Source organism: Nocardiopsis sp. RV163 (genome assembly GCF_001029525.1).
In the GTDB taxonomy this organism is placed as follows: domain Bacteria; phylum Actinomycetota; class Actinomycetes; order Streptosporangiales; family Streptosporangiaceae; genus Nocardiopsis; species Nocardiopsis dassonvillei.
Genome location: NZ_LEKI01000124.1, coordinates 1 through 18,781 on the forward strand (window position 1 = coordinate 1; position 18,781 = coordinate 18,781).

At 72.2% G+C, this 18,781-nt stretch carries 18 protein-coding genes and 1 pseudogene; 7 read left to right on the forward strand and 12 right to left on the reverse strand.

Annotated elements, in window-relative coordinates:
- Nucleotides 1-329 (reverse strand): ATP-binding protein (locus ABD54_RS19475; protein WP_047870946.1); only part of this gene is annotated, 329 nt, incomplete at its 3' end.
- A gap of 241 nt (nucleotides 330-570) precedes the next feature.
- On the opposite strand from ABD54_RS19475, the gene ABD54_RS19480 reads away from it, so the two are divergent.
- Nucleotides 571-1,386 (forward strand): helix-turn-helix transcriptional regulator, encoded by an 816-nt coding sequence (locus ABD54_RS19480; protein ID WP_053063625.1) that lies wholly within the window; start codon nucleotides 571-573, stop codon nucleotides 1,384-1,386.
- Nucleotides 1,383-1,562: a DUF397 domain-containing protein gene (locus tag ABD54_RS19485; protein ID WP_047870948.1), complete on the forward strand. Its 180-nt coding sequence runs from the start codon at nucleotides 1,383-1,385 to the stop codon at nucleotides 1,560-1,562. Before ABD54_RS19480 ends, ABD54_RS19485 begins: the two co-directional genes overlap by 4 nt.
- A 46-nt stretch (nucleotides 1,563-1,608) precedes the next feature.
- Here ABD54_RS19485 and ABD54_RS19490 read toward each other — a convergent pair whose 3' ends face one another.
- On the reverse strand, nucleotides 1,609-2,376 hold the full coding sequence (locus ABD54_RS19490; RefSeq protein ID WP_047870949.1) for a helix-turn-helix transcriptional regulator: 768 nt from the start codon (nucleotides 2,374-2,376) through the stop codon (nucleotides 1,609-1,611).
- An 83-nt stretch (nucleotides 2,377-2,459) separates the two neighbouring features.
- Here ABD54_RS19490 and ABD54_RS19495 point away from each other — a divergent pair, with 83 nt between their 5' ends.
- Together ABD54_RS19495 and ABD54_RS19500 are read left to right on the forward strand one after the other, a co-directional pair.
- On the forward strand, nucleotides 2,460-3,272 hold the full coding sequence (locus tag ABD54_RS19495; protein ID WP_200904144.1) for a sulfite exporter TauE/SafE family protein: 813 nt from the start codon (nucleotides 2,460-2,462) through the stop codon (nucleotides 3,270-3,272).
- Nucleotides 3,273-3,401: 129 nt separating this feature from the next.
- Entirely contained in the window at nucleotides 3,402-4,118 is a 717-nt protein-coding gene (locus ABD54_RS19500) for an SDR family oxidoreductase (protein ID WP_047870950.1), read from the forward strand.
- Nucleotides 4,119-4,186: 68 nt separating this feature from the next.
- On the opposite strand, the gene ABD54_RS19505 is transcribed toward ABD54_RS19500, so the two are convergent.
- The 6 genes from ABD54_RS19505 to ABD54_RS19530 all read right to left on the reverse strand — a co-directional run bounded on the left by ABD54_RS19505 (nucleotide 4,187) and on the right by ABD54_RS19530 (nucleotide 10,202).
- The gene (locus tag ABD54_RS19505) at nucleotides 4,187-5,086 is read right to left on the reverse strand and encodes a macrolide 2'-phosphotransferase (protein ID WP_047870951.1); all 900 of its coding nucleotides are present in this window, start codon (nucleotides 5,084-5,086) and stop codon (nucleotides 4,187-4,189) included.
- Between the two features lie 145 nt (nucleotides 5,087-5,231).
- Complete coding sequence (locus ABD54_RS19510) at nucleotides 5,232-6,389, reverse strand: amidohydrolase (RefSeq protein WP_047870952.1); 1,158 nt, start codon at nucleotides 6,387-6,389, stop codon at nucleotides 5,232-5,234.
- Nucleotides 6,379-7,047: a DUF1028 domain-containing protein gene (locus ABD54_RS19515; protein WP_047870953.1), complete on the reverse strand. Its 669-nt coding sequence runs from the start codon at nucleotides 7,045-7,047 to the stop codon at nucleotides 6,379-6,381. Before ABD54_RS19515 ends, ABD54_RS19510 begins: the two co-directional genes overlap by 11 nt.
- The gene (locus ABD54_RS19520) at nucleotides 7,044-7,466 is read right to left on the reverse strand and encodes a RidA family protein (protein ID WP_047870954.1); all 423 of its coding nucleotides are present in this window, start codon (nucleotides 7,464-7,466) and stop codon (nucleotides 7,044-7,046) included. The genes ABD54_RS19515 and ABD54_RS19520 overlap by 4 nt, the downstream gene beginning before the upstream one ends.
- A 7-nt stretch (nucleotides 7,467-7,473) precedes the next feature.
- Nucleotides 7,474-8,751 carry an NAD(P)/FAD-dependent oxidoreductase gene (locus ABD54_RS19525; RefSeq protein WP_047870955.1) on the reverse strand — a complete coding sequence of 426 codons (1,278 nt, stop codon included), beginning with the start codon at nucleotides 8,749-8,751 and terminating at the stop codon, nucleotides 7,474-7,476.
- Between the two features lie 134 nt (nucleotides 8,752-8,885).
- Complete coding sequence (locus ABD54_RS19530; protein ID WP_047870956.1) at nucleotides 8,886-10,202, reverse strand: MFS transporter; 1,317 nt, start codon at nucleotides 10,200-10,202, stop codon at nucleotides 8,886-8,888.
- A gap of 280 nt (nucleotides 10,203-10,482) precedes the next feature.
- Between ABD54_RS19530 and ABD54_RS19535 the strand changes: the two genes are divergently transcribed.
- On the forward strand, nucleotides 10,483-11,391 hold the full coding sequence (locus ABD54_RS19535) for a LysR substrate-binding domain-containing protein (RefSeq protein ID WP_047870957.1): 909 nt from the start codon (nucleotides 10,483-10,485) through the stop codon (nucleotides 11,389-11,391).
- Nucleotides 11,392-11,499: 108 nt separating this feature from the next.
- Here the strand turns inward: ABD54_RS19535 and ABD54_RS19540 are convergent, their stop codons facing one another.
- A complete protein-coding gene (locus ABD54_RS19540) occupies nucleotides 11,500-12,639 on the reverse strand; it encodes a histidine kinase (RefSeq protein ID WP_200904145.1) in 1,140 nt (379 codons plus the stop codon).
- A 250-nt stretch (nucleotides 12,640-12,889) separates the two neighbouring features.
- Between ABD54_RS19540 and ABD54_RS19545 the strand changes: the two genes are divergently transcribed.
- Both ABD54_RS19545 and ABD54_RS29620 read left to right on the forward strand, forming a co-directional pair.
- Entirely contained in the window at nucleotides 12,890-14,158 is a 1,269-nt protein-coding gene (locus tag ABD54_RS19545; protein WP_047870959.1) for a DUF418 domain-containing protein, read from the forward strand.
- Nucleotides 14,159-14,366: 208 nt separating this feature from the next.
- A partial coding sequence (locus ABD54_RS29620; protein ID WP_047870972.1) for an LpqB family beta-propeller domain-containing protein occupies nucleotides 14,367-15,583 on the forward strand: 1,217 nt, incomplete at its 3' end.
- 1 nt (nucleotide 15,584) lies between these two features.
- Here ABD54_RS29620 and ABD54_RS29545 read toward each other — a convergent pair.
- The 3 genes and pseudogenes from ABD54_RS29545 to ABD54_RS19565 all read right to left on the reverse strand — a co-directional run.
- A pseudogene (locus tag ABD54_RS29545) lies at nucleotides 15,585-16,801 on the reverse strand (LpqB family beta-propeller domain-containing protein); the annotation flags it as partial.
- Between the two features lie 297 nt (nucleotides 16,802-17,098).
- On the reverse strand, nucleotides 17,099-17,890 hold the full coding sequence (locus tag ABD54_RS19560) for an SUMF1/EgtB/PvdO family nonheme iron enzyme (protein ID WP_047870960.1): 792 nt from the start codon (nucleotides 17,888-17,890) through the stop codon (nucleotides 17,099-17,101).
- A gap of 231 nt (nucleotides 17,891-18,121) precedes the next feature.
- Complete coding sequence (locus tag ABD54_RS19565) at nucleotides 18,122-18,637, reverse strand: ATP-binding protein (protein ID WP_047870961.1); 516 nt, start codon at nucleotides 18,635-18,637, stop codon at nucleotides 18,122-18,124.
- Between the last annotated feature and the right edge of the window lie 144 nt (nucleotides 18,638-18,781).

Genomic DNA, 18,781 nt, shown 5'->3' on the forward strand with positions numbered 1-18,781 from the left:
GGCACGCGCGGGAACGTGGGTTGTTCTCCGGGGCGGGGTCCGTTGTCGGTGACGCGCAGTTCCAGGTGGCGCGGGGTGCGTTCGATCTCCACGCGGATGGTGCCGCCGGGGAGCCCGGACGCCGAGTGGCGCAGGGCGTTGGTGGTCATCTCGGAGACGGTGACGCCGACGGGTTCGGCCAGGCTGGGGCGGGAGCGGGTGGCTTGGGCGGCCCAGCGGCGGGCGATCCTGACGTGGCCGAGTTCGGGGCCGAGCAGAATGCCTGATGTGGTGGCGGTTCCGCACAGTCGGCGTGGAAGCGTCGGGGCCTGGACGATAGGCTTGTTCATGTCTCACCTCGGGCTATTCGGGGTGGGTCACCTTGCCTCGGAGATCGCTCTCACCTTCGGTCTCCGAGGCTTTTTCATGCCCTTGTAGATATTTCGCCCGATATGGGCTGCGAAGCTTTCTGTATTTGCTTCTTCATGAACCTTGCCAATCTCGCCGCCCCCTGGTCTAGGCTTATCGTCACCCTCGGTATTTTTTGCATAGGCGGCCATAGGCCGCGTTGAGAGATCGGAGTGCGGCGGCATGTCCGACGAAGACCTCAAGGTTTCGAAGGAACGTTTCGGAAAGCTCCTCAAAAAGCTCCGGTCCAGAGCTGGGATGACGCAACAGGAGCTGAGTGCCCTGTCCATGGTTGGTCAGAGCACCATCAGCGATATCGAGCGTGGGAAAAAACGGACGCAGAGGGACTACGTCGTCCATTTGGACTCAGCCCTCACCGCGCGTGGAGTTCTTCTGGGCGCGTGGGATGCGTCCTTCTCCGACGGTGGAACCAGCGCCTACTTCCGCGAAGTGGCCGAAGCCGAGCAAACCGCGGAGGAGATCCGGGAGTACGCTTTGGGCCTCGTTCCCGGCCTGCTCCAGGTTGAGGGGTACGTTCGGGCGATCAGTAGTCTCGCCCGACCGAAAGCCGCTCCTGAGAGCATCGACAAGATCGTGGTTGCCCGCCAGTACCGGCAGGAACTTCTTGCTCGCGCGCACCCGCCTGCGGTAACGGTCCTGCTGGATGAGACGGTGCTCCTACGTCGGTTCCAGGACCCCGAGATCATGAATGCCCAGATCCAGCACCTCATCGAACAGTCCCGGCGACCCCGGTTGCGGATTCAGATCGTGCCGTTGAAGACTGAGGGACATGCGGGTCTGGGCGGTGCTTTCAAGCTGATGGAAGTTCCCGACACGGGGACGTTCGCTTACGTGGAGAGTCAGGAGACGGGGTTCGTCCTGAGGCAGTCAGAGGTTGTGGCAGGCTACGAGCACACGTTCGCGGAGCTGAGGAGCGCCGCGCTGCCGGTCCCTGAGTCCCGCGTCAGGATGGAAGAGATTCGAGGCATGATCGCATGATGACCGAGGACTGGAGCAAGTCCAGCTACAGCAACGGCACCGGTGGTGACTGCGTGGAGGCCCGTCGTGACCAGGCGGCCGTCCTGGTCCGCGACACCCAGAACCGGACGCTCGGCCACCTCGCGACCCCCACCGTCGAGTGGACGGCCCTGGTCAGCGCCGTTCGCGCCCAGTAGTCCACGGACACGACCGGTCCCGCCCAGACGAACCGGGCGGGGCCGCTCACTGTCCCGCCGCGTAGTCCCGGGGCGATGACCCCAGCACGCGCAGGAACATCGTGGAGAACGCCGACGGACTCTCGTACCCCAACTCCATCGCCACCCTGGTCACCGGTTCACCCCTGGCCAGCAGCGGCAGCGCGTGCAGCACGCAGGCCCGCTGCCGCCACCGCGCGAAGCTCATCCCCGTCTCCGCCCGGAAGAGCCGGTGCACCGTCCGCTCGCTGACGTGCAACCGCCCCGCCCACCGCGCTGGCGGATCGTGCACGTCCGGCGCTCCCATGAACTCCTCGCACAACGCCCGCAATCCTTCATGTCCAGGCAGCGGCAGGTCCAGCGGCAGCGGCACGAGCCGACGCAGTTCGTGCAGCACCAGCGCGAACACCGCCGCGTCCCGGCCGTGCGGGGGATAGCGCGGCTCCAGGTCCACCGCCGTCAACAGCAGCTCCCGGAGCAGCGGTGACACCTCCACCACCTGGCAGCGCCCCGGGAACCACGCGACCGCGCCCGGTTCCAGGTACAGGCTGCGCGTGCTCACCCCCGTCATGACCACGCGGTGGTCGGTCCCGGCCGGGATCAGCACGGCCCGGTGCGGTGGCACGGTCCACTCCCCGTCCTCGGTCTGGACCCGCATCACCCCAGTAGCCCCGTAGAGGAACTGCGCCCGCCGGTGCCGGTGGGCGGGCAGCACGTGGTCGGGCGGGTAGTCGGTGCCTATCGCCAGGACGGGCCGGTCGATGGAGTCCACCTCGGCGACGGGGATGTTGCGCATGGGGTGGACGCTACCGGGTGTTGTCCGCTGCGCGAAGGATGGTGGCGTTCTTTCGAAAGCGCGCCAACCGCTGTCTGCCTAACGTGGTCCGGGTGCTCACCTTCGTCCTTCCCCTGCTCGCCCTGGGACTGCTGACCGGCGTCACCACCGTCCTGTTCGGCTTCGGCGGCGGCTTCGTGGTCGTCCCCGTCGTCTACTACGTCACCCGCGCCCAGGCCGACCCCGGGGTGGACCCGATGGCCGTGGCCGTGGCCACCTCCACCGCCGTGATGGTCGTCAACGCGCTCAGCGCCACCCTCTCCCAGCACCGGGCCGGGAGGCTGCGCCGCGACTACGTGTGGCCGTTGGCCGCCTACATCGGCGTCGGCGCGGTGCTGGGCTCCCTGGCCGCCACCGCTGTCGGGGGAGGGGCCCAGCGCGTGCTGTTCATCGCCTACATCGCCGTCACCCTGCTCGACACCCTCCTGCGCAAGGGCTTCCTGACCCGCGACCCCGACACCGGACCCCGCCTGCTGGGGCGGCGCACCACCACGGCGGGCGGGGTCGGTATCGGCGCGGTGACCAGTTTTCTCGGCGTGGGCGGCAGCGTCATGACCGTCCCCCTGCTGCGCCGCCGGGGCCTGCCTATGGGGGAGGCGACCGCGATGGCCAACCCGCTCAGCCTGCCCGTCGCGGTGGCGGGCACGGCGGTGTACGCGCTGTTCGGCGAGGGGGGAGGCGCCGGGCCCGGCCACCTGGGCTCGGTGGACCTCGTGGCCGGGGCCCTGCTGCTCGCCGGGTCGCTGCCCGCCATCGCCGTCACCCGCCGCCTGGTGGGCCGGGTGCCCGACCGGGTGCACGCGGTCTCCTACGTCGTGCTGCTGGCGGTGGTCCTGGCGGCCTTCGTCCTCGTGTGAACGTCCGGCCGCTGGACCTAACGCCGCGTACCGCTGGCCGCCGGGGTGCTCCGGCTAAGGGACCGCACCGGCGCTCGGGGGCGCGTGTCGGTGCCCGGTCCCCGTACCACCCGCGGAAATACTGGCCGTATGGATCTTGAGGGAGCCCGAGTCCTGGTGGCCGGGGCCACGGGCGTACTCGGCGGGCACATCAGCAGGGCACTGAACCGGGAGGGTGCGCGGGTCGTGCTCGCCGGACGCGACGAGGAGGCGCTCGAAGCGCTCGCGCGGGAACTCGACGGGTCCTCCACGGCCGTGTTCGAGGCGGCCGACACCGAGGGCTGCGCGGCGCTCGTGCGCCGCACCGCCGAGGAGTCGGGCGGTCTGGACGGGCTGGTCATCGCCTTCGGCGTCGTGGCCTTCGACACCGGCCCCGACTCCGAGGGCGGCATCGAGGACGCCGCGGTCGAGAAGATGTTCCAGGTCAACACGCTCGCGCCGATGGCGATGCTGCGCGCGGCGATCGACGCGGTCGAGCCCGGCGGGGCGGTGGCGGCGGTCACCGCCGTGACCGCCGAGTACCCGACCCACGGCATGGCGGCCTACTCGGCCAGCAAGGCCGCCCTGTCCGCCTGGCTGACGGCCGCCCGCGCGGACTACCGCGCCAGGCACGTCGCGGCCCTGGACGTGCGCGCGCCGCACATGGACACCGGACTCGCCGACCGCCCCCTGGCCGGGACCGCGCCCGCGAACCTGCCCGAGCCCCACCCCGTGGACGAGGTGGTGGAGGCGATCGTGCGGGCCCTGCGCTCCGACGCCAGGTCGGTGGCCTTCGACCCCCGGGAGCGCAAGCTCAACGTCCGGTAGCCGCTGACTCCCCGCCCGTCGGCTGCCGGGTCGCGGGCGGACCCGCCGCCGTCGGCCGGGCCGGTGCGTCAGCCCTGGGGGGCCAGCACCGCCGCCGCGGCGGCCAGGTCGGCGGCGGCGCCGGTGGTCAGCGCGTACAGTGCGTACCCGATCGGGGAGGCGTCCCACAGGTGCCTTGCCTGCGCCGCCAGGCCGGGGTGGACGTGCCCGCCCGCCCGCTCGTAGGCGGTGAGGGTGGCCCGCAGCATCTCCTCGCCCGCGGCGCCGTACTGGGCGGACAGGTCGCGTGCGGGGTCGTCCACGCGGGCGGTCGTCCAGTCCAGGACCCCGGTGACCGCGCCCTCCCCGTCGAGCAGCACGTGCGCGGGGTAGATCTCGCCGTGGGTCATCACGGTCCGCTCGGGCCAGCAGGTGTCGTCGTCGAGCCACGCCCTCCATGCCCCGGTCAGGGCGGGGGAGACGGTGAAGGCCTCGCTCACGCGGGCGATGTCGTCCCGCCACGCCTGGCGTACCCGGGCCGGGGTGCGGACCTCGACGCCCGCGGCCCCGGCCCGCTCCGGGGAGATCGAGTGCAGGCGGGCCAGCAGGCGCCCCAGGCGCTCGGCGTAGTCGGGGCTGGCGGGGTCCATGTGCCAAACGGGTTCTCCGGCGTCGGTCAGGGTCAGGCCCGGGGCGCCGGGCAGGGCCGGGTAGGCGATCAGCTCGGGGGAGCGGACCCGCCAGTCGGGGACCGCGACGCCGTCCTCGGCCAGGACCGGGGCGACCAGGTCGAGGACGCGCTTCTCGGCGGTCATGCCCTCGGTGACGTCGGCGCGGCGCGGGACGCGCAGCACCCACTCGCGGCCGTTCGTGTCGCGGGCCATGACGACGCGGTAGTCCAGGCCCGCCTCGTTCACCGTGGCGCCCCGTGCGGACAGGTGCAGGCCGTGGGCGGCGGCCAGGGCGATGGTGTGATCGATGGCGCTCATGGGACCAAGCTCCCACCCGCGTCCGCGTAAAGCGAGGCGACAGGTCGTGCGGGCGACGCCGGACGCGGACGGGAGAGGTCGCGCTCCGGACCGGCCCCGGCCCGCTCCGGGGGCGATCACGGCGATCGACTGAGCCGGGCCCGGGTCAGTCGGCCCGGAGCGGGCCGGACCCCGGCGCCGGGGCGGCGAAGTACTCGTGCGCCGTGCGGGCGAGCAGCGTGGCGCCGTCGGAGACGACCCCGTTGGCGGCCTCCCCCACGCAGACGGCGGCGAACTCGGGCTGGTGGTTGCTGACCGGGAAGCAGCCCAGGCCGATGTAGGGGTGGATGGCCGGAACGTGCTGGGAGACGTTGCCCATGTCGGTCGAGGCCCGGTTCATCGTCTGGTGTTCGGGGGGCGCGTCGAAGCGCCGCCCGAGCGCCAGGGCGTGACGCGTGTAGATCTCCAGGGCGCGCTCGTCCGTGCGGAACTCCGAGTAGGGCTGCGACTCCGGGGTGAACTCCAGGGCGGTGCCGGTCGCCAGCGCTCCGGCCCGGAAGCACTGTTCCACCCTGCGGCGCAACGGCTCCAACTGCTCCAGGTTCTCGGCCCGGGTGTACCAGCGGCCCTCGGTCACCGCGGGGATGGCGTTGGGCGCCTGCCCGCCCACCGTCTGGATCCCGTGGACGCGGGTGCCCGGCGGGAGCTGCTGGCGCAGCAGGCCGAGGGCCACCTGTGCGACCACGAAGGCGTCGTTGGCGTTTCGGCCCTCGTGCGGGTAGGCGGCGGCGTGGGCCGACCGGCCGGTGAAGCGGACGTGGTCGTGGGCGACGGCGTAGGGCTCGGCCCGCGGTGCGTCCACCGGCCCGGGGTGGGCCATCAGCGCCAGGTCCAGGTCCCGGAAGGCTCCGGCGTCCAGCAGTTCGATCTTGCCGCCGCCGCCCTCCTCGGCCGGGGCGGCGATCACGTCGATACGCAGGTCGAGCGGGTCCGCCCAGGGGCGCAGCGCGATCGCCGCGCCCGCCGACATCGCGGCGATCAGGTTGTGCCCGCAGGCGTGGCCCAGGCCGGGCAGCGCGTCGTACTCCACGACGAAGCCGACCCGGCGCCGACCGGTCCCGTAGGTGGCGTGCAGCGCGGTGGGAAAGCCGAGGTAGGCGGTCTCGACGGCGAAACCGAACCGCTCCAGCAGCTCCGCCGTCCACCGCGCCGCGCGGTGCTCCTGCCAGGCGGTCTCGGGGTGGGCGTGCAGCGTCTCGGAGTAGGAGACCAGCTCCGGCAGGTGCTCCGCGGCGCTCGGCAGCGCGCCGGGTTCAGCGGTCATCGCCCGGCACCCCGTATCCCGGTGAGGCGGCCGGTTCCAGGCCGCGCCGGACGTAGTCGTCGCGCTGGGGGAGCCAGACCTTGAGCAGTTCGCCCAACTCCCCGATCGGGTCCTCGCGCCAGTCCACGCGCAGGTCCGTGTCGCGCCAGCCGTGCGCGGACACGGTGGACAGCCCCGCGGAGTAGACCGGTCCGGCCTCGCCTCCGGCTGCCAGGCCCGCGGCCAGGGCGGTGAGCAGGCGTTCCTCCAGCTCCCCCCGGGCCGAGCCGAAGGCCTCGCACATGGCCGCGGGGACGCCCGGGTCCGAGAGCATGTTCCCGGCGGCGGCGCAGTGGGGGCCGGTGGCCTCGCCGTGGACGCCGATGGTGAGACCGCCGCTGAACGTGGCCGCTGCGCCGGAGGCGTCCACCACCGTGAGCTGCCGGTAGGCGGTGTCCGGTGCGGTGCCGGTCACGGCGTCGAGCGCCGCTCGGGGGCTCGCGCCCGCGGCGAGCCGGTCCAGCAGCGCCGTTCCCAGCCGAGGGTCGGTGATGTTCTGCGAGGCGACCGCGCCGACGGAGTCGCGCAGGTGGACGACCCGTGCGGCGACGGCGGGGGAGGACGAGGACGCGGCGACGCCGAACCTGCCGTCCTGGTGGGCCGCGATGGAGAAGGTCACTTGTCGCCTCCCGAGATCACGGCCGTCGCGTCGATCTCCACCAGCCATTCGGGCCGGGCCAGGGCCTGGACGACGATGCCCGTGGAGACCGGGTGGACCCCCTTCAGCCAGCGCCCCATCTCGCGGTAGACCTCCTCGCGGTAGCGCGGGTCGGTGAGGTAGACGGTCACCTTCACGATGTCGTCCAGACCGCTGCCCGCCTCCCGGAGCAGCAGGTCGATGTTGGCCATGGCCCTCTCGGTCTGCGCGCGGACGTCGCCCACGCCCACGGACTCGCGGGTGTCCAGGTCCTGGCCGATCTGGCCGCGCAGGTACACGACCCCTCCGGCCACCACCGCCTGGCACAGGTCGTTGTCGAGGTTCTGCTCGGGGTAGGTGTCTTTGGTGTTGAACTTGCGGATGCGCGTGTGCGTGGTCATGGTGTGATCACCCCTGGGTGTGGGACGGGTGCGGGTGCGCGTCGTGGTGTTCCATGTAGCCGCGCTGGATGCAGATCTGGTCGGCCACGTACTTGGCGTCGTGCCAGGCCCCCCAGATGAAGCTCGAACCGCGGCGGGACTGCCACGGCAGCCCCATGAAGTAGACGCCGGGCTCGGAGGAGACCCCGCGCTGGTGCCTGGGCCTGCCGTTCTCGTCGAACGCGTCCACCCGCAGCCAGCCGTAGTCGGCGGTGAAGCCGGTGGCCCACAGGACGGTCCGGACCCCGGCGGCGGCGAGGTCGAGTCCGGGGAGGGGGTCGGTCACCGATTCCGGGTACGCGCCCAGGGCGCGGGCCCCGGGCTCCTCGGGCAGGCCGAGTCCGTTGCGTTCGACGTAGGCGTCTGCCTCGTCCAGCAGCGACAGGTAGTTGGCGTCGCCGCGGTCGATGTTGTCCCGCAGGTCGGGCGCGAAGCGGACGGTTCCGGCGTCGAAGGACTCCGTCCGGCCGACCAGCGTGACGCCGCGCCCCGCCAGGTCCCGGAAGTCCACGGTGTGGCCGCCGTGCGCGCCGCTGACCGCGATCGTGACGTGCTCGGCGCCCTGCGCGGGGGCCGAGGCCTCCCACTTGCCGAGCACGCCCAGCCACCAGACGAAGTCGTGCCCCCGGTACCGGCGCGGCGGTCGGTCGTGCGGACCGACGGAGAGGTACACCCGTCGGCCGCTGGCGCGGAGTTCGTCGGCGATCTGTACCCCCGAGGAGCCCGACCCGACCACGAGCACGCCGCCCTCGGGCAGTTGCGCGGGGTTGCGGTAGGCGCTGGAGTGGAGCTGGACCAGACCCGAGTCCCCGGGGATGAGCGGGGGGACGACCGGACGCTGGAACGGGCCGGTGGCGGCCACGACGTAGCGGGCGTCGATGTCACCGTCCGAGGTTTGGACCCGGAACCCCCGGCGTCCGGTGTTCCGTCGCACCGAGGTCACCTCGACCCCGCACCGGATCGGCGCGCCGATCTTCTCGGCGTAGGTCGCCAGGTAGTCCGCGACGCCTTCCTTGGAGGCGAAGTCCTCGGGGTCCAGGCCGGTGAACTCCAGTCCGGGGAACCGGTCGTGCCAGACGGGCCCGTTCGTGACCAGCGAGTCCCACCGCTCCGAGCGCCAGCGCTCGGCCACACGGCTCCTCTCCAGGACGACGTGGGGCACCCTGCGGTCGCTGAGGTGCTCGCTCATCGCGATCCCGGCCTGCCCCCCTCCGACGACGACGACCTCGATCTCTTCCAGTGACATGCACAGCCTCCAGGCTCTGGTCAACGCGTGTGTTCGGGGCGGGTGCTTCCCGCGTGCCTCTCCCCGGGCGCGCGGGCGCCGTCCCGCGGGCCCGGCCTCGGCCGGGCCCGCGCGGGTGCGGGGAGGGGGATGGTTCAGCGCGAGGCCCGGTCGCTCTCGTGCAGCAGGTCGGAGCCGCTGGTCTCGGGCATGGTGCGCAGCGTGACCGCGCCGATGACGCCGATCACGACCATGGTGAAGGCGGGGACCATGCTGCTGCCGGTGAGGGAGATCAGCCAGGTCATCAGGTACGGCAGGGTTCCCGCGAAGAACGCCCCGGCGACGCTGTAGGCCATCGACAGCCCGCTCTGCCGGGTCCGGGTCGGGAACAGCTCCGCCACCGCGGACGCGTGGGTGCCCAGGATGACCGCCAGGATCGCGGCGAGGCCGAAGGTCGCGGCGAACGCCGCCCACGAGGTCTGCACCTGCATCAGCCAGAACAGCGGCACGGAGGCCGCGATCAGCAGCGCCGCGGCGGTGTAGAGCACCGGCTTGCGGCCCACGCGGTCCGAGATCCTGCCCGAGAGGGGGATGATCCCCATGGCGACCACCGAGGCCACCGCGGAGAGCAGGGCCGCCCGGTCGGCGGGCACTCCCACGATCTCCTCCTGGTAGGTGATCAGGTACACCAGGACGATGTAGAAGGTGGAGTTCATGAAGGTCTCGATGCCGACCGTCTGGAGGAACTGCCTGCCGTTGGAGCGGAACACCTCGACGACCGGCTGGCTCGGGACGTTGTTCATGTCCTCCAGCGCGCGGTACTCGGGGGTGTCCTCGATGCGCAGGCGGATGTAGAGGCCCACCGCGGCCATGGGCACCGTCAGCAGGAAGGGGATCCGCCACGCCCAGTCGAGGACGACCTCTGCCGGGAAGGACGCGTGCAGGGCCCACACGGCGAACGACGCGCACAGGAACCCGGCGACCGAGCCGAACTCGATCCAGGAGCAGCCGAACCCGCGGCGCTTGGGCGGTGAGAACTCCGCGAGGAAGGCCGCTGCCGAGCCGAACTCCCCGCCCGCGGCGAGGCCCTGGATGATGCGGGCGACCACCAGCAGGACCGGTGCGAGCAGGCCGACGGACTCGTAGCTGGGCAGCAGCCCGAGCATGAGCGTGCCGGCCGCCATCGAGATGATGACGATCGACAGCGTGGTCTTGCGCCCGAAGCGGTCGCCGAGGTGGCCGAAGAGCACCGAGCCGAGCGGGCGCACGAAGAACGCCACGGCGAAGACCGCGAAGACCGACAGCAGGGCGGTGGTGCCGTCCTGCTCGGGGAAGAACACCTGCGCCATCGTGGTGGCCAGGTAGGCGTAGACGGCCCAGTCGAACCAGTGGACGAAGACGCCCACCGCCCCGGCGAACACCCCCCGCCGCAGGTCCTTCTCGTCGACCTGCTCCGTGACCTCGCTCGTCATCTCTTCTCCTGGGGGTCTCGTCCTGGCGCGCACCGGGGTCGGGGAGGCCGCTGCGGCCTCCCCGGTCGGGGCGTCCCTGCGCATGGTCAGGCGGTCGCTCGTTCGCGGGAATGCGGTTCCGAACTCCTGGCGGGGAAGGGGTGGGGCCCCGGCGCCGTCGGTGTCCGACCCGCCTGTGCCATGGGTCACCACTATCCAGGCGGGGCTTAGGATCTGTAAAACACATAGTTCCGAAGATCTCCTTCGGGAAAAGCGATAGCTCGGGAAGGGGGCCCGGCCGATGGGCGACGTGAGCCTGCGGCAGCTTGAGTACCTGAGGGCCATAGCCAGGCTCGGGTCGGTGACGGCGGCGGCGCGGGAGCTGTTCGTCTCGCAGTCGACGGTCTCGACGGCGTTGACCGACCTGGAGTCGGCGCTGGGGATCACCCTCTTCGTCCGCTCCCCGAAGGGGATGCGCCCCACCGCGTCGGGGCAGCGCGCCCTGGCCGTGGCCGACGACGTGCGGGCCAGCCTCGAACAGCTCCGGGAGACCGCCAACCGGGAGAGGGAGGAGGTCGAGGGGGAGCTGACCATCGGCTGCTACGCGACGATCGCGCCGATCCTGCTGCCCAGGGTCATCGCGGAGTTCTCGCGTCGGCACCCGCAGGTGCGGCTCTCGTTCGTCGAGGCCTCCCACGGGGCCCTCGTGGACGACCTGCTCAACTCCCGCATCGACCTGGCGATCACCTACCACTACGAGCTGGCGGGCGTGCGCCCGGCGGTCGGCGTGACCTCGCAGTGGCTGCGGTCCGACCCCCCCTACGCGCTCACCCCGGTGGACGGGCCGCTGAGCGCGAAGGGGGAGCTGATCCTGGCGGACCTGGCGGACGAGCCGCTGATCCTCTTCGACCTGCCGCCCGGCGGCGACTACTTCCTCGGCCTGTTCGACAGGGCGGGGCTGACGCCCAACGTGCGCTTTCGCACCACGAGCTTCGAGATGGTGCGGGCCCTGGTGGCCCGCGGCCTGGGCAACGCCCTGCTCACCCAGCGCACCGTGCTGGAGCGCAGCTACGAGGACCTGCCCTATGCGACCAGGGAGCTCGACATCCGGTCCGAGGGGCTCGGGATCGAGGTCATGCGGCTGTCCGGGCGCAAGCCGGTGCGGCGGATGGAGGCCTTCGTCGACGTCTGCAGGGAGGTCGTGGTCTGATCGGCCCGAGCGCCGGGGCCGAACCGGGCGGGAGCCCTTCGCGGCGGACGACGGCGCCCCGGACCCGGACGCCCGCGCCCGGGTCCGGGGCGGCCGGGGGCGGAGCGCTCACCCCCGCACGGTGTTCTCCGTGCTCGGCACGGGGGCCGGGCGGGGGAACTCCGCGGCGGTCGTGAACCGCCCGTCCGCGTGCTCCACCGTCAGTTCGCCGCCGCTGTCGGCCACCCGTTCGCGCAGGGTGGCCAGCCCCCGCAGGCGCGCGGGCGGTTCCTCGGCGGCGCCGTCGTTGACGATGGTGATGCCGGTCTCGGTCAGGGTGATGCGCACCCGCGAGGCCTGGGCGTGGCGCAGGATGTTGGTGGTGGTCTCGCGCAGCACCTGGCCCAGCAGCTCGCCCGCGCCCGGGGCCGCCTCGGCCTCGCGGTCCACGCGCACGTCGATGTCGGCGGCCTCGAAGAGGTTCTTGGCGTTCTCCAGTTCGGCGGACAGGTTCAGGCGCCGTTGGGCGTGGGCCAGCTCCCGGGTCTGGGTGATGGTGTCTCCCACCAGGGACTGGATCTCGCCGAGTTCCTCCTCGGCGCGGTCGGGGTCGGCGCGCACCAGTTTGCGGGCCAGCGCGGTCTTGAGCTTGACCACGTGCAGGGTGTGGCCCTGGATGTCGTGCAGATCGCTGGCGAAGCGCATGCGCTCCTGGGCCACGGCCAGCTCCGCCTCGCGCTCACGCGCCGCCGCCAACTCCGCGATGAGGCCGTGCATCGCGTGGACGAGGACCGTGAGGACGATCCCTCCCAGCGCGACGCCCGCCGAGGCGAGTACGTACTGCAGCAGGAAGTCGACCACGCCCTCGCGCGACACCACCAGTTTCGCCGTGAGCCCGACGGCGGCGAAGGCGGCGATCCCCGCCGTGGCCACCCCCTGGTGGCGCGGCAGGTCGAGGATGATGATCGTGGCCACGATGGCGAACCCGTAGCCGGGCATGGAGACGTCCGCCAGGAACATGCCGAGCAGCCACAGGACCGCGGTGGCGACCAGGCCGGCGACCGTGACCCGGGAGAGGCGGCCCACGTGCCACCGGCTGATGACCAGCAGGGTCACGGCCAGGCTCACGGCCATGAGGAGCGCGTCCCGCCACGAGCTGGCGTTCATCGCCAACAGCAGCGCCCCGACGGCGGAGATAGCGCCGCTTATGAGGTCCACGTGAAGCTTGCGCAGCCGTCCCTGCGTCTCCTCGGTCTTCTCGGACGCCATCCGTGTCCCTTCCAGGTTCGTGTCCACCGCGCACGGTCCTCGGCCTCGGCCCGGGCGCCGGACGCGCCCCCAGTATTCTCCCGGCTCCGCCGCGTGCGCCAGTGACGCCGCGTCATGACCTGGACCCGACAAACGTCACGGCCGGGTGGTGACGTGGTCCCACTGCCGCCGGAGCGCGGCGACCGCTGCAATGGAGTCAGTCCCCCGAACGCAGACCGATCGCCGCGAAGACCCTCTGGAGCCCGTCACCATGACGACCGACCGCGCCGCAGGCCCACCCTCCGTCCCCGGAGGCGAAGACCCGCCCGCTGCCGCCGCCGACACCCGGGCCCCGGCCGGTTCGACGCCGGTCGCCGAACGCGCCCTGGCCCCCGACCTGGCCCGCGGCATGATGCTGCTGCTGATCGCGCTGGCCCACGTGCCGTGGTTCCTTTACCAGGCGCCCATCGGCCTGGCCATGCTGCACCCCGTCGACGGCGGCCTGGCGGACAGGGTCGCGCAGTTCATGACGATCGTCGTCGTGGACGCCCGCACGCACACCATGTTCGGCTTCCTCTTCGCCTACGGCATCGGGCAGATGTACCGCCGGCAGAGGGCGCGCGGCACCAGCGGGAAGGAGGCCCGCGGACTCCTGCGCAGGCGCCACCTGTGGATGCTCGTCTTCGGCGCGGTGCACGCCGCCCTGCTGTGGCAGGGCGACATCCTGGGCACCTACGGCCTGATCGGGCTCATCATGGTGCCGCTTTTCCTCAACCGCAGCGACCGCACCCTCAAGATCTGGCTGTCCGTCCTGTTGGCACTGGGCGCCCTGGTCACCCTCCTCTCGGTGGTCTCGGTCCTGCTGGCGCCGGACGCCGTGTCCACGGCCGCGGCGACCGACATGCAAAGGGCCAGCATCGCCGAGACGGGCTACCTGCTCTCCGCCGTGTTCCGCCTCCCGGCCTGGTTCTTCGGGCTCTTCTCCGGCCTTTTCACCCTGGCTCTGCCGACGGTGTTCCTCATCGGCCTGCTCGCGGCGCGGCACCGGTTCCTTGAGGACCCGGCGCGGCACCTGGGGCTGCTGCGCCGGGTCGCGGTCCTGGGCATCGGCGCGGGGTGGGCCGCCGGAGCGGTGCTGGGCCTGCAGCACGTGGGCGTCCTGGACGCCACCTACGTTTCGGTGGCCTCCTCGGTGCACTTCTACACCGGGATCTTCAACGGGGTGGGCTACGCGGCGCTCTTCGGGCTCCTGGCCCACCGGCTCTCAGCCCGGGAGGCCCGGAGTTCCCTGCCGGTCCGGGCGCTGGTGTCCCTGGGGCGGCGCTCCCTGAGCGGCTACCTCGCCCAGTCGGTGGCCTTCGCCCCGTTCCTGGCCGCCTGGGGGCTGGGCCTGGGCGTGCACCTGTCGAGCTGGTCGGCGGTGCTGGTGGCCGTGGGCACCTGGCTGCTGACCGTCGCGGCGGCCTACTGGCTGGACCGCGCGGGCAGACGCGGACCGGCGGAGGTCCTGCTGCGGAGGCTGACCTACCGCAGGCCGTGACTCGCCCGATGCGACGGTGCGACACCACAGTCACGGCATGACGTTTTCCCGTTCCCACTCGTGACGTGCTGTCACTGGTGGGGCCCCGGAGACGGGAGAACACTGAAAGACGGATTCCAACCGACGCCGCGCGGCCGCGGTCGGACGTGAGGGAACGGCCCTCCCGGTCCACGGCCCCGGCGCCGGACACCGACGAAAGGAATATGACATGGCACTGCCCGACCTGATCCCCGTCGAGGACTTCTTCGGTGCGCCGGAGCGCGCCGGTGCGACGATCTCGCCGGACGGCACCCGCATCGCCTACCTGGCGCCGTGGAAGGACCGGCTCAACGTCTGGGTCCAGGACCTGGACGCGGCCGGGGAGTTCGACGGCGAGCCGCGCTGCGTGACCGCCGACGAGGCGCGCAGCGTGCAGAGCTACCAGTGGACCGACGACTCGCGCTGGCTGCTCTACCTCCAGGACAGCGGCGGCGACGAGAACTGGCACCTGTTCCGGGTCGACCTGGACGCCGCCGAGCCCACCGCGGTGGACCTGACCCCCTTTCCCGGCGCCCGGGTGGTGGGATTCGAGCCGTCCCGTGGACGCCCGGGGAGGATGACCGTCTCGCTCAACGCCCGCGACGCCGCGGAGTTCGACCTGCACGAGCTGGACGTGGCCACCGGCGAGCTCACCATGCTGGCCCGGAGCCCCGGCGCCGGCGAGTCCTGGTTCCAGGGCCGGGAGGGGGAGTTGTTCAGCACATCCCTCAACGCCGACGGCGACTTCGAGGTCTCCCGCCGCGACCCCGGGACGGGCGCCCTGCGCCCGGTCCTGGTCCACGAGGGCGCCGACTACCCGGTGGGCGTCTTTCCCACGCAGGTCACCCCGGACGGGACCGGGCTGTGGATCGGCTCCAGCCGGGGCACCGACCGCACCCGCCTGGTACGCGTGGACCTGTCCACGGGTGAGGAGACCGAGGTCGACAGCCACCCGGACTTCGACATCGACACGCGCGCGCAGGTCTTCCCGACCTTCCCCCCGCCGCTGATCCGCGACCGGCGGGGTGAACTGCTGGGGGTGCGCTACGTGGGTGAGCGCCAGGTCGTCCACGCCCTGGACCCGCACTTCGCCGAGGTGCTGGCCGAGCTGGAGAAGCTGTCCGAGGGCGACCTGGCCGCGATCTCCTGTGACGACGGCGGGCGGCGGTGGGTCGTGGGCTTCACCCACGACCGCGACCCGGGCGCGACCTGGTTCTACGACCACGCCACCGGCGAGTCCCGGCTGCTGTTCCGCGCCCACCCGCACCTGGACCCCGACGCGATGGCCCCCATGCGGCCGGTCACCGTCACCGCCCGGGACGGGCTGGAACTGCCCTCGTACCTGACCCTGCCGGTGGGCGTGCAGCCCCGGAACCTGCCGATGGTGCTGATGGTGCACGGCGGCCCNGGGCCGCCGTGCACCATCAGCACCATCGGCAGGTTCCGGGGCTGCACGCCCACCGGCAGGGTCAGGTACGAGGGCAGTTCCAGCCCGTCCCGGGCGGTGACGGTGACCGGCCGCATGGGGGCCATCGTGTCGGGGTCCAGGTGCGGGTGGGCGCGGAACAGCAGCCGGGACTCGCCGGTGGCGTGGTCGTAGAACCAGGTCGCGCCCGGGTCGCGGTCGTGGGTGAAGCCCACGACCCACCGCCGCCCGCTGCTGTCGGACGACAGTCCCGCCACATCCCCCTCGGACAGCTTCTCCAGCTCGGCCAGCACCTCGGCGAAGTGCGGGTCCAGGGCGTGGACGACCTGGCGCTCGCCCAGGTAGCGCACCCCCAGCAGTTCGCCATGGTGGTCGAGGATCAGCGGCGGGGGGAAGGCCGGGAAGACCTGCGCGCGCGTGTCGATGTCGAAGTCCGGGTGGCTGTCGACCTCGGTCTCCTCACCCGTGGCCATGTCAGCGCGTACCAGGCGGGTGCGGTCGGTGCCCCGGCTGGAGCCGATCCACATCCCGGTCCCGTCCGGGGTGACCTGCGCGGGAAAGACGCCCAGCGGATAGTCGGCGCCCTCGTACACCAGGACGCTGCTCGTGGTGCCCGTCGCGGAGTCGTGACGGGAGATCTCGAAGTCGCTGTCCTCGTTGAGAGCGGTGGAGAGCAGCTCGCCCTCCCTGCCCTGCGTCCAGATCCTCGCGGCGCCGGGGCTCCGGGCCAGCATGGTGAGCTCGCCGGTGGCCACGTCCAGCTCGTGCAGGTCGAACTCCGCGGCGTCGCGGGCGTTGAGCGAGACGGTCATCCTCCCCGGGCGTCCCCGGGACGGCTCGAAGCTGACGACCCGGGCGCCGGGGAAGGGGGTCAGGTCCACCGCGGTGGGCTCGGCGGCGTCCGGGTCGACCCGGAACAGGTGCCAGTTCTCGTCGCCGCCGCTGTCCTGGAGGTAGAGCAGCCAGCGCGAGTCGTCGGTCCACTGGTAGCTCTGCACGCTGCGCGCCTCGTCGGCGGTCACGCAGCGCGGCTCGCCGTCGAACTCCCCGGCCGCGTCCAGGTCCTGGACCCAGACGTTGAGCCGGTCCTTCCACGGCGCCAGGTAGGCGATGCGGGTGCCGTCCGGCGAGATCGTCGCACCGGCGCGCTCCGGCGGGCTGAAGAAGTCCTCGACGGGGATCAGGTCGGGCAGTGCCATGTCGTTCCTCTCGTTCGCGCCCGGTGGGACCGGGGTTCCGAAGATCAGGAGAAACCATGCCGACACGGCACACTCAAGAACCCGCGAGTGTGACGGATGGCACTCTTCGCGTGTTCAGGGGCATCCGGCGCGCGCCGGGGCGTCGAATCCCTCGTGCGGGGGGAGCGAAGGCCTGCCGCTCCACTGGTCGGCGACGCCGCCCCTCAGGGAGACGGTCGCCGACAGGAGTCAAGCGGAAGAGGGCCAATCACCGCACGCCCGGCCGTGAAACTTCCAGCCGGGCGCACGGTCCCCGGTTCACATCGACCGGGCGAGCCGGAACCCCAGGTCGTCGACGCGCAGGGTCGGGTGGCTCTTGCGGCGGCACGCGGCCCGGCAGCCCCGGGGGTGGTCGTTCCACCCTCCGCCGCGGAACACGCGGTACGGACCGTAGACCGCCGGGTCGTAGACGTCCCAGCACCACTCCCACACGTTGCCGATCGTGTCGTACAGCCCCCAGGCGTTGGGCGCCCGCGTCGCGACGTCACGCGCCCCGCCACCCGAGTTCGACCGGTACCAGCCGATCTCGTCGAGTTCTCCGTAGCGGACGTCGGAGCTGCCCGCCCGGCACGCGTACTCCCACTCCGCCTCGGACGGCAGGCGGTAGCCCCCGGCGTTCCAGTCGCAGACCACGTCCAGCGCGTCGGGGCCGTCGCCACCGGAGTAACAGGGTTCGAGCCCTTCGGCCCGCGAGAGCAGGTCGCAGAACCGGACGGCGTCCAGCCAGGAGACCTCGGTCACCGGAGTCCTCGGTCCAGCGGCGCCGGGGGTGTCCGCCGCGACAGCCATGTCCGCGGCACCCGACCCGTCCGAGGCGCCGGCCGCGCCCACGCCGTCAGCCGCACCTGCGACACCCGGAGACGCTCCGACTACCTCACGCCCACGCGCCCGGAGAACCCCGTCCCTCCCGTGCCCCTCACCCACGACAGCGGCGTACAGATCACGTGTCACGGGACACGGCGCCAGCAGGAAGGCGCCGACCTCGGCCTTCCAGTCGGTCATCGTGCCCTCGTCCCTCAGGACGATCTCTCCGGCGGGGATCTCGATCATGTGCTCCGCGAACGCGCGGTAGGGGGAGGCCCCAGAACTCGTCACGGGGTCCTTCCTACACGGTCGCCGTGCGTCGGCGAGTGAGCGGGTACGGGGTCGAGGGGTGCCGGTGGTCCGGCCCGGCCGACCCTTCCCCGGCCGGGGCGGTTGCGAACCGGCGCTCGTTCCCGTCCGGGTCCGCCCCGGACCGACGCCCGTCCACACCCTGGCGCCGGGCCGGGGCTCGCGCCCCTACGCCACCACCCGGCGCGGGCTCCACCGCGGCGCGAGGTCGAACTCGGCCCAGATCACACGGCCCCCGTCCTCGCCCGGCGCACCGGCCCGACGGGTTCCCCAGCGGGCGGAGAAGTGGCCGATGAGCAGCAGCCCCTGCCCCAGTGCGAGCTCTCGCCAGTCCTGGTCCGCCTCCGGACCCGGCACGCTCGCCAGGGCTCCCGGAATCCACCGGTCCGCCACCGACAGCCGCAGGACACGGCGGCCTCCGGGGTCATGGCGCAGCACGAGCGTGCGCACCACCTCCGCTCCGCCTCCGCCGGGCAGGACCCGACCCATGGCGCTGGTCAGCATCTCGCTGGCGCACAGCACCACGGCCGCGACCAGTTCCTCGTCGGCGCCGGAGATCCGCGACAGGTCGGAGCGCAGGTCGGCCCGGGCCCTTCGGATGGCTGCCAGGTTGGCGGGGTAGCTGCGCCGCTTCCAGCGCCGGTCCAGGTCGAGCGGTCTCCGCGGGCGTGGCAGGACGGTCATCTGTCTTCTCCTCGGTTCGTGCGACGGCCGCACGGGCGGTTCCCAAGGGAACGGCCTCCGCGGTCCGTCGGGTCCTGGTGTTCTCTCGTTTCTGTGTGCCTTCATGCCTCGGCGTCCTCTGAGGCCCCGGGAGTACACGGCCCC

Bases quoted from the DNA above. Each gene is read 5' to 3' on its own strand.
- ABD54_RS19480 (WP_053063625.1), top strand. From the start codon at position 571: ATGTCCGACGAAGACCTCAAGGTTTCGAAGGAACGTTTCGGAAAGCTC.
- ABD54_RS19485 (WP_047870948.1), top strand. From the start codon at position 1,383: ATGATGACCGAGGACTGGAGCAAGTCCAGCTACAGCAACGGCACCGGT.
- ABD54_RS19490 (WP_047870949.1), bottom strand. From the start codon at position 2,376: ATGCGCAACATCCCCGTCGCCGAGGTGGACTCCATCGACCGGCCCGTC.
- ABD54_RS19500 (WP_047870950.1), top strand. From the start codon at position 3,402: ATGGATCTTGAGGGAGCCCGAGTCCTGGTGGCCGGGGCCACGGGCGTA.
- ABD54_RS19505 (WP_047870951.1), bottom strand. From the start codon at position 5,086: ATGAGCGCCATCGATCACACCATCGCCCTGGCCGCCGCCCACGGCCTG.
- ABD54_RS19510 (WP_047870952.1), bottom strand. From the start codon at position 6,389: ATGACCGCTGAACCCGGCGCGCTGCCGAGCGCCGCGGAGCACCTGCCG.
- ABD54_RS19520 (WP_047870954.1), bottom strand. From the start codon at position 7,466: ATGACCACGCACACGCGCATCCGCAAGTTCAACACCAAAGACACCTAC.
- ABD54_RS19525 (WP_047870955.1), bottom strand. From the start codon at position 8,751: ATGTCACTGGAAGAGATCGAGGTCGTCGTCGTCGGAGGGGGGCAGGCC.
- ABD54_RS19530 (WP_047870956.1), bottom strand. From the start codon at position 10,202: ATGACGAGCGAGGTCACGGAGCAGGTCGACGAGAAGGACCTGCGGCGG.
- ABD54_RS19535 (WP_047870957.1), top strand. From the start codon at position 10,483: ATGGGCGACGTGAGCCTGCGGCAGCTTGAGTACCTGAGGGCCATAGCC.
- ABD54_RS19540 (WP_200904145.1), bottom strand. From the start codon at position 12,639: ATGGCGTCCGAGAAGACCGAGGAGACGCAGGGACGGCTGCGCAAGCTT.
- ABD54_RS19545 (WP_047870959.1), top strand. From the start codon at position 12,890: ATGACGACCGACCGCGCCGCAGGCCCACCCTCCGTCCCCGGAGGCGAA.
- ABD54_RS19560 (WP_047870960.1), bottom strand. From the start codon at position 17,890: ATGATCGAGATCCCCGCCGGAGAGATCGTCCTGAGGGACGAGGGCACG.
- ABD54_RS19565 (WP_047870961.1), bottom strand. From the start codon at position 18,637: ATGACCGTCCTGCCACGCCCGCGGAGACCGCTCGACCTGGACCGGCGC.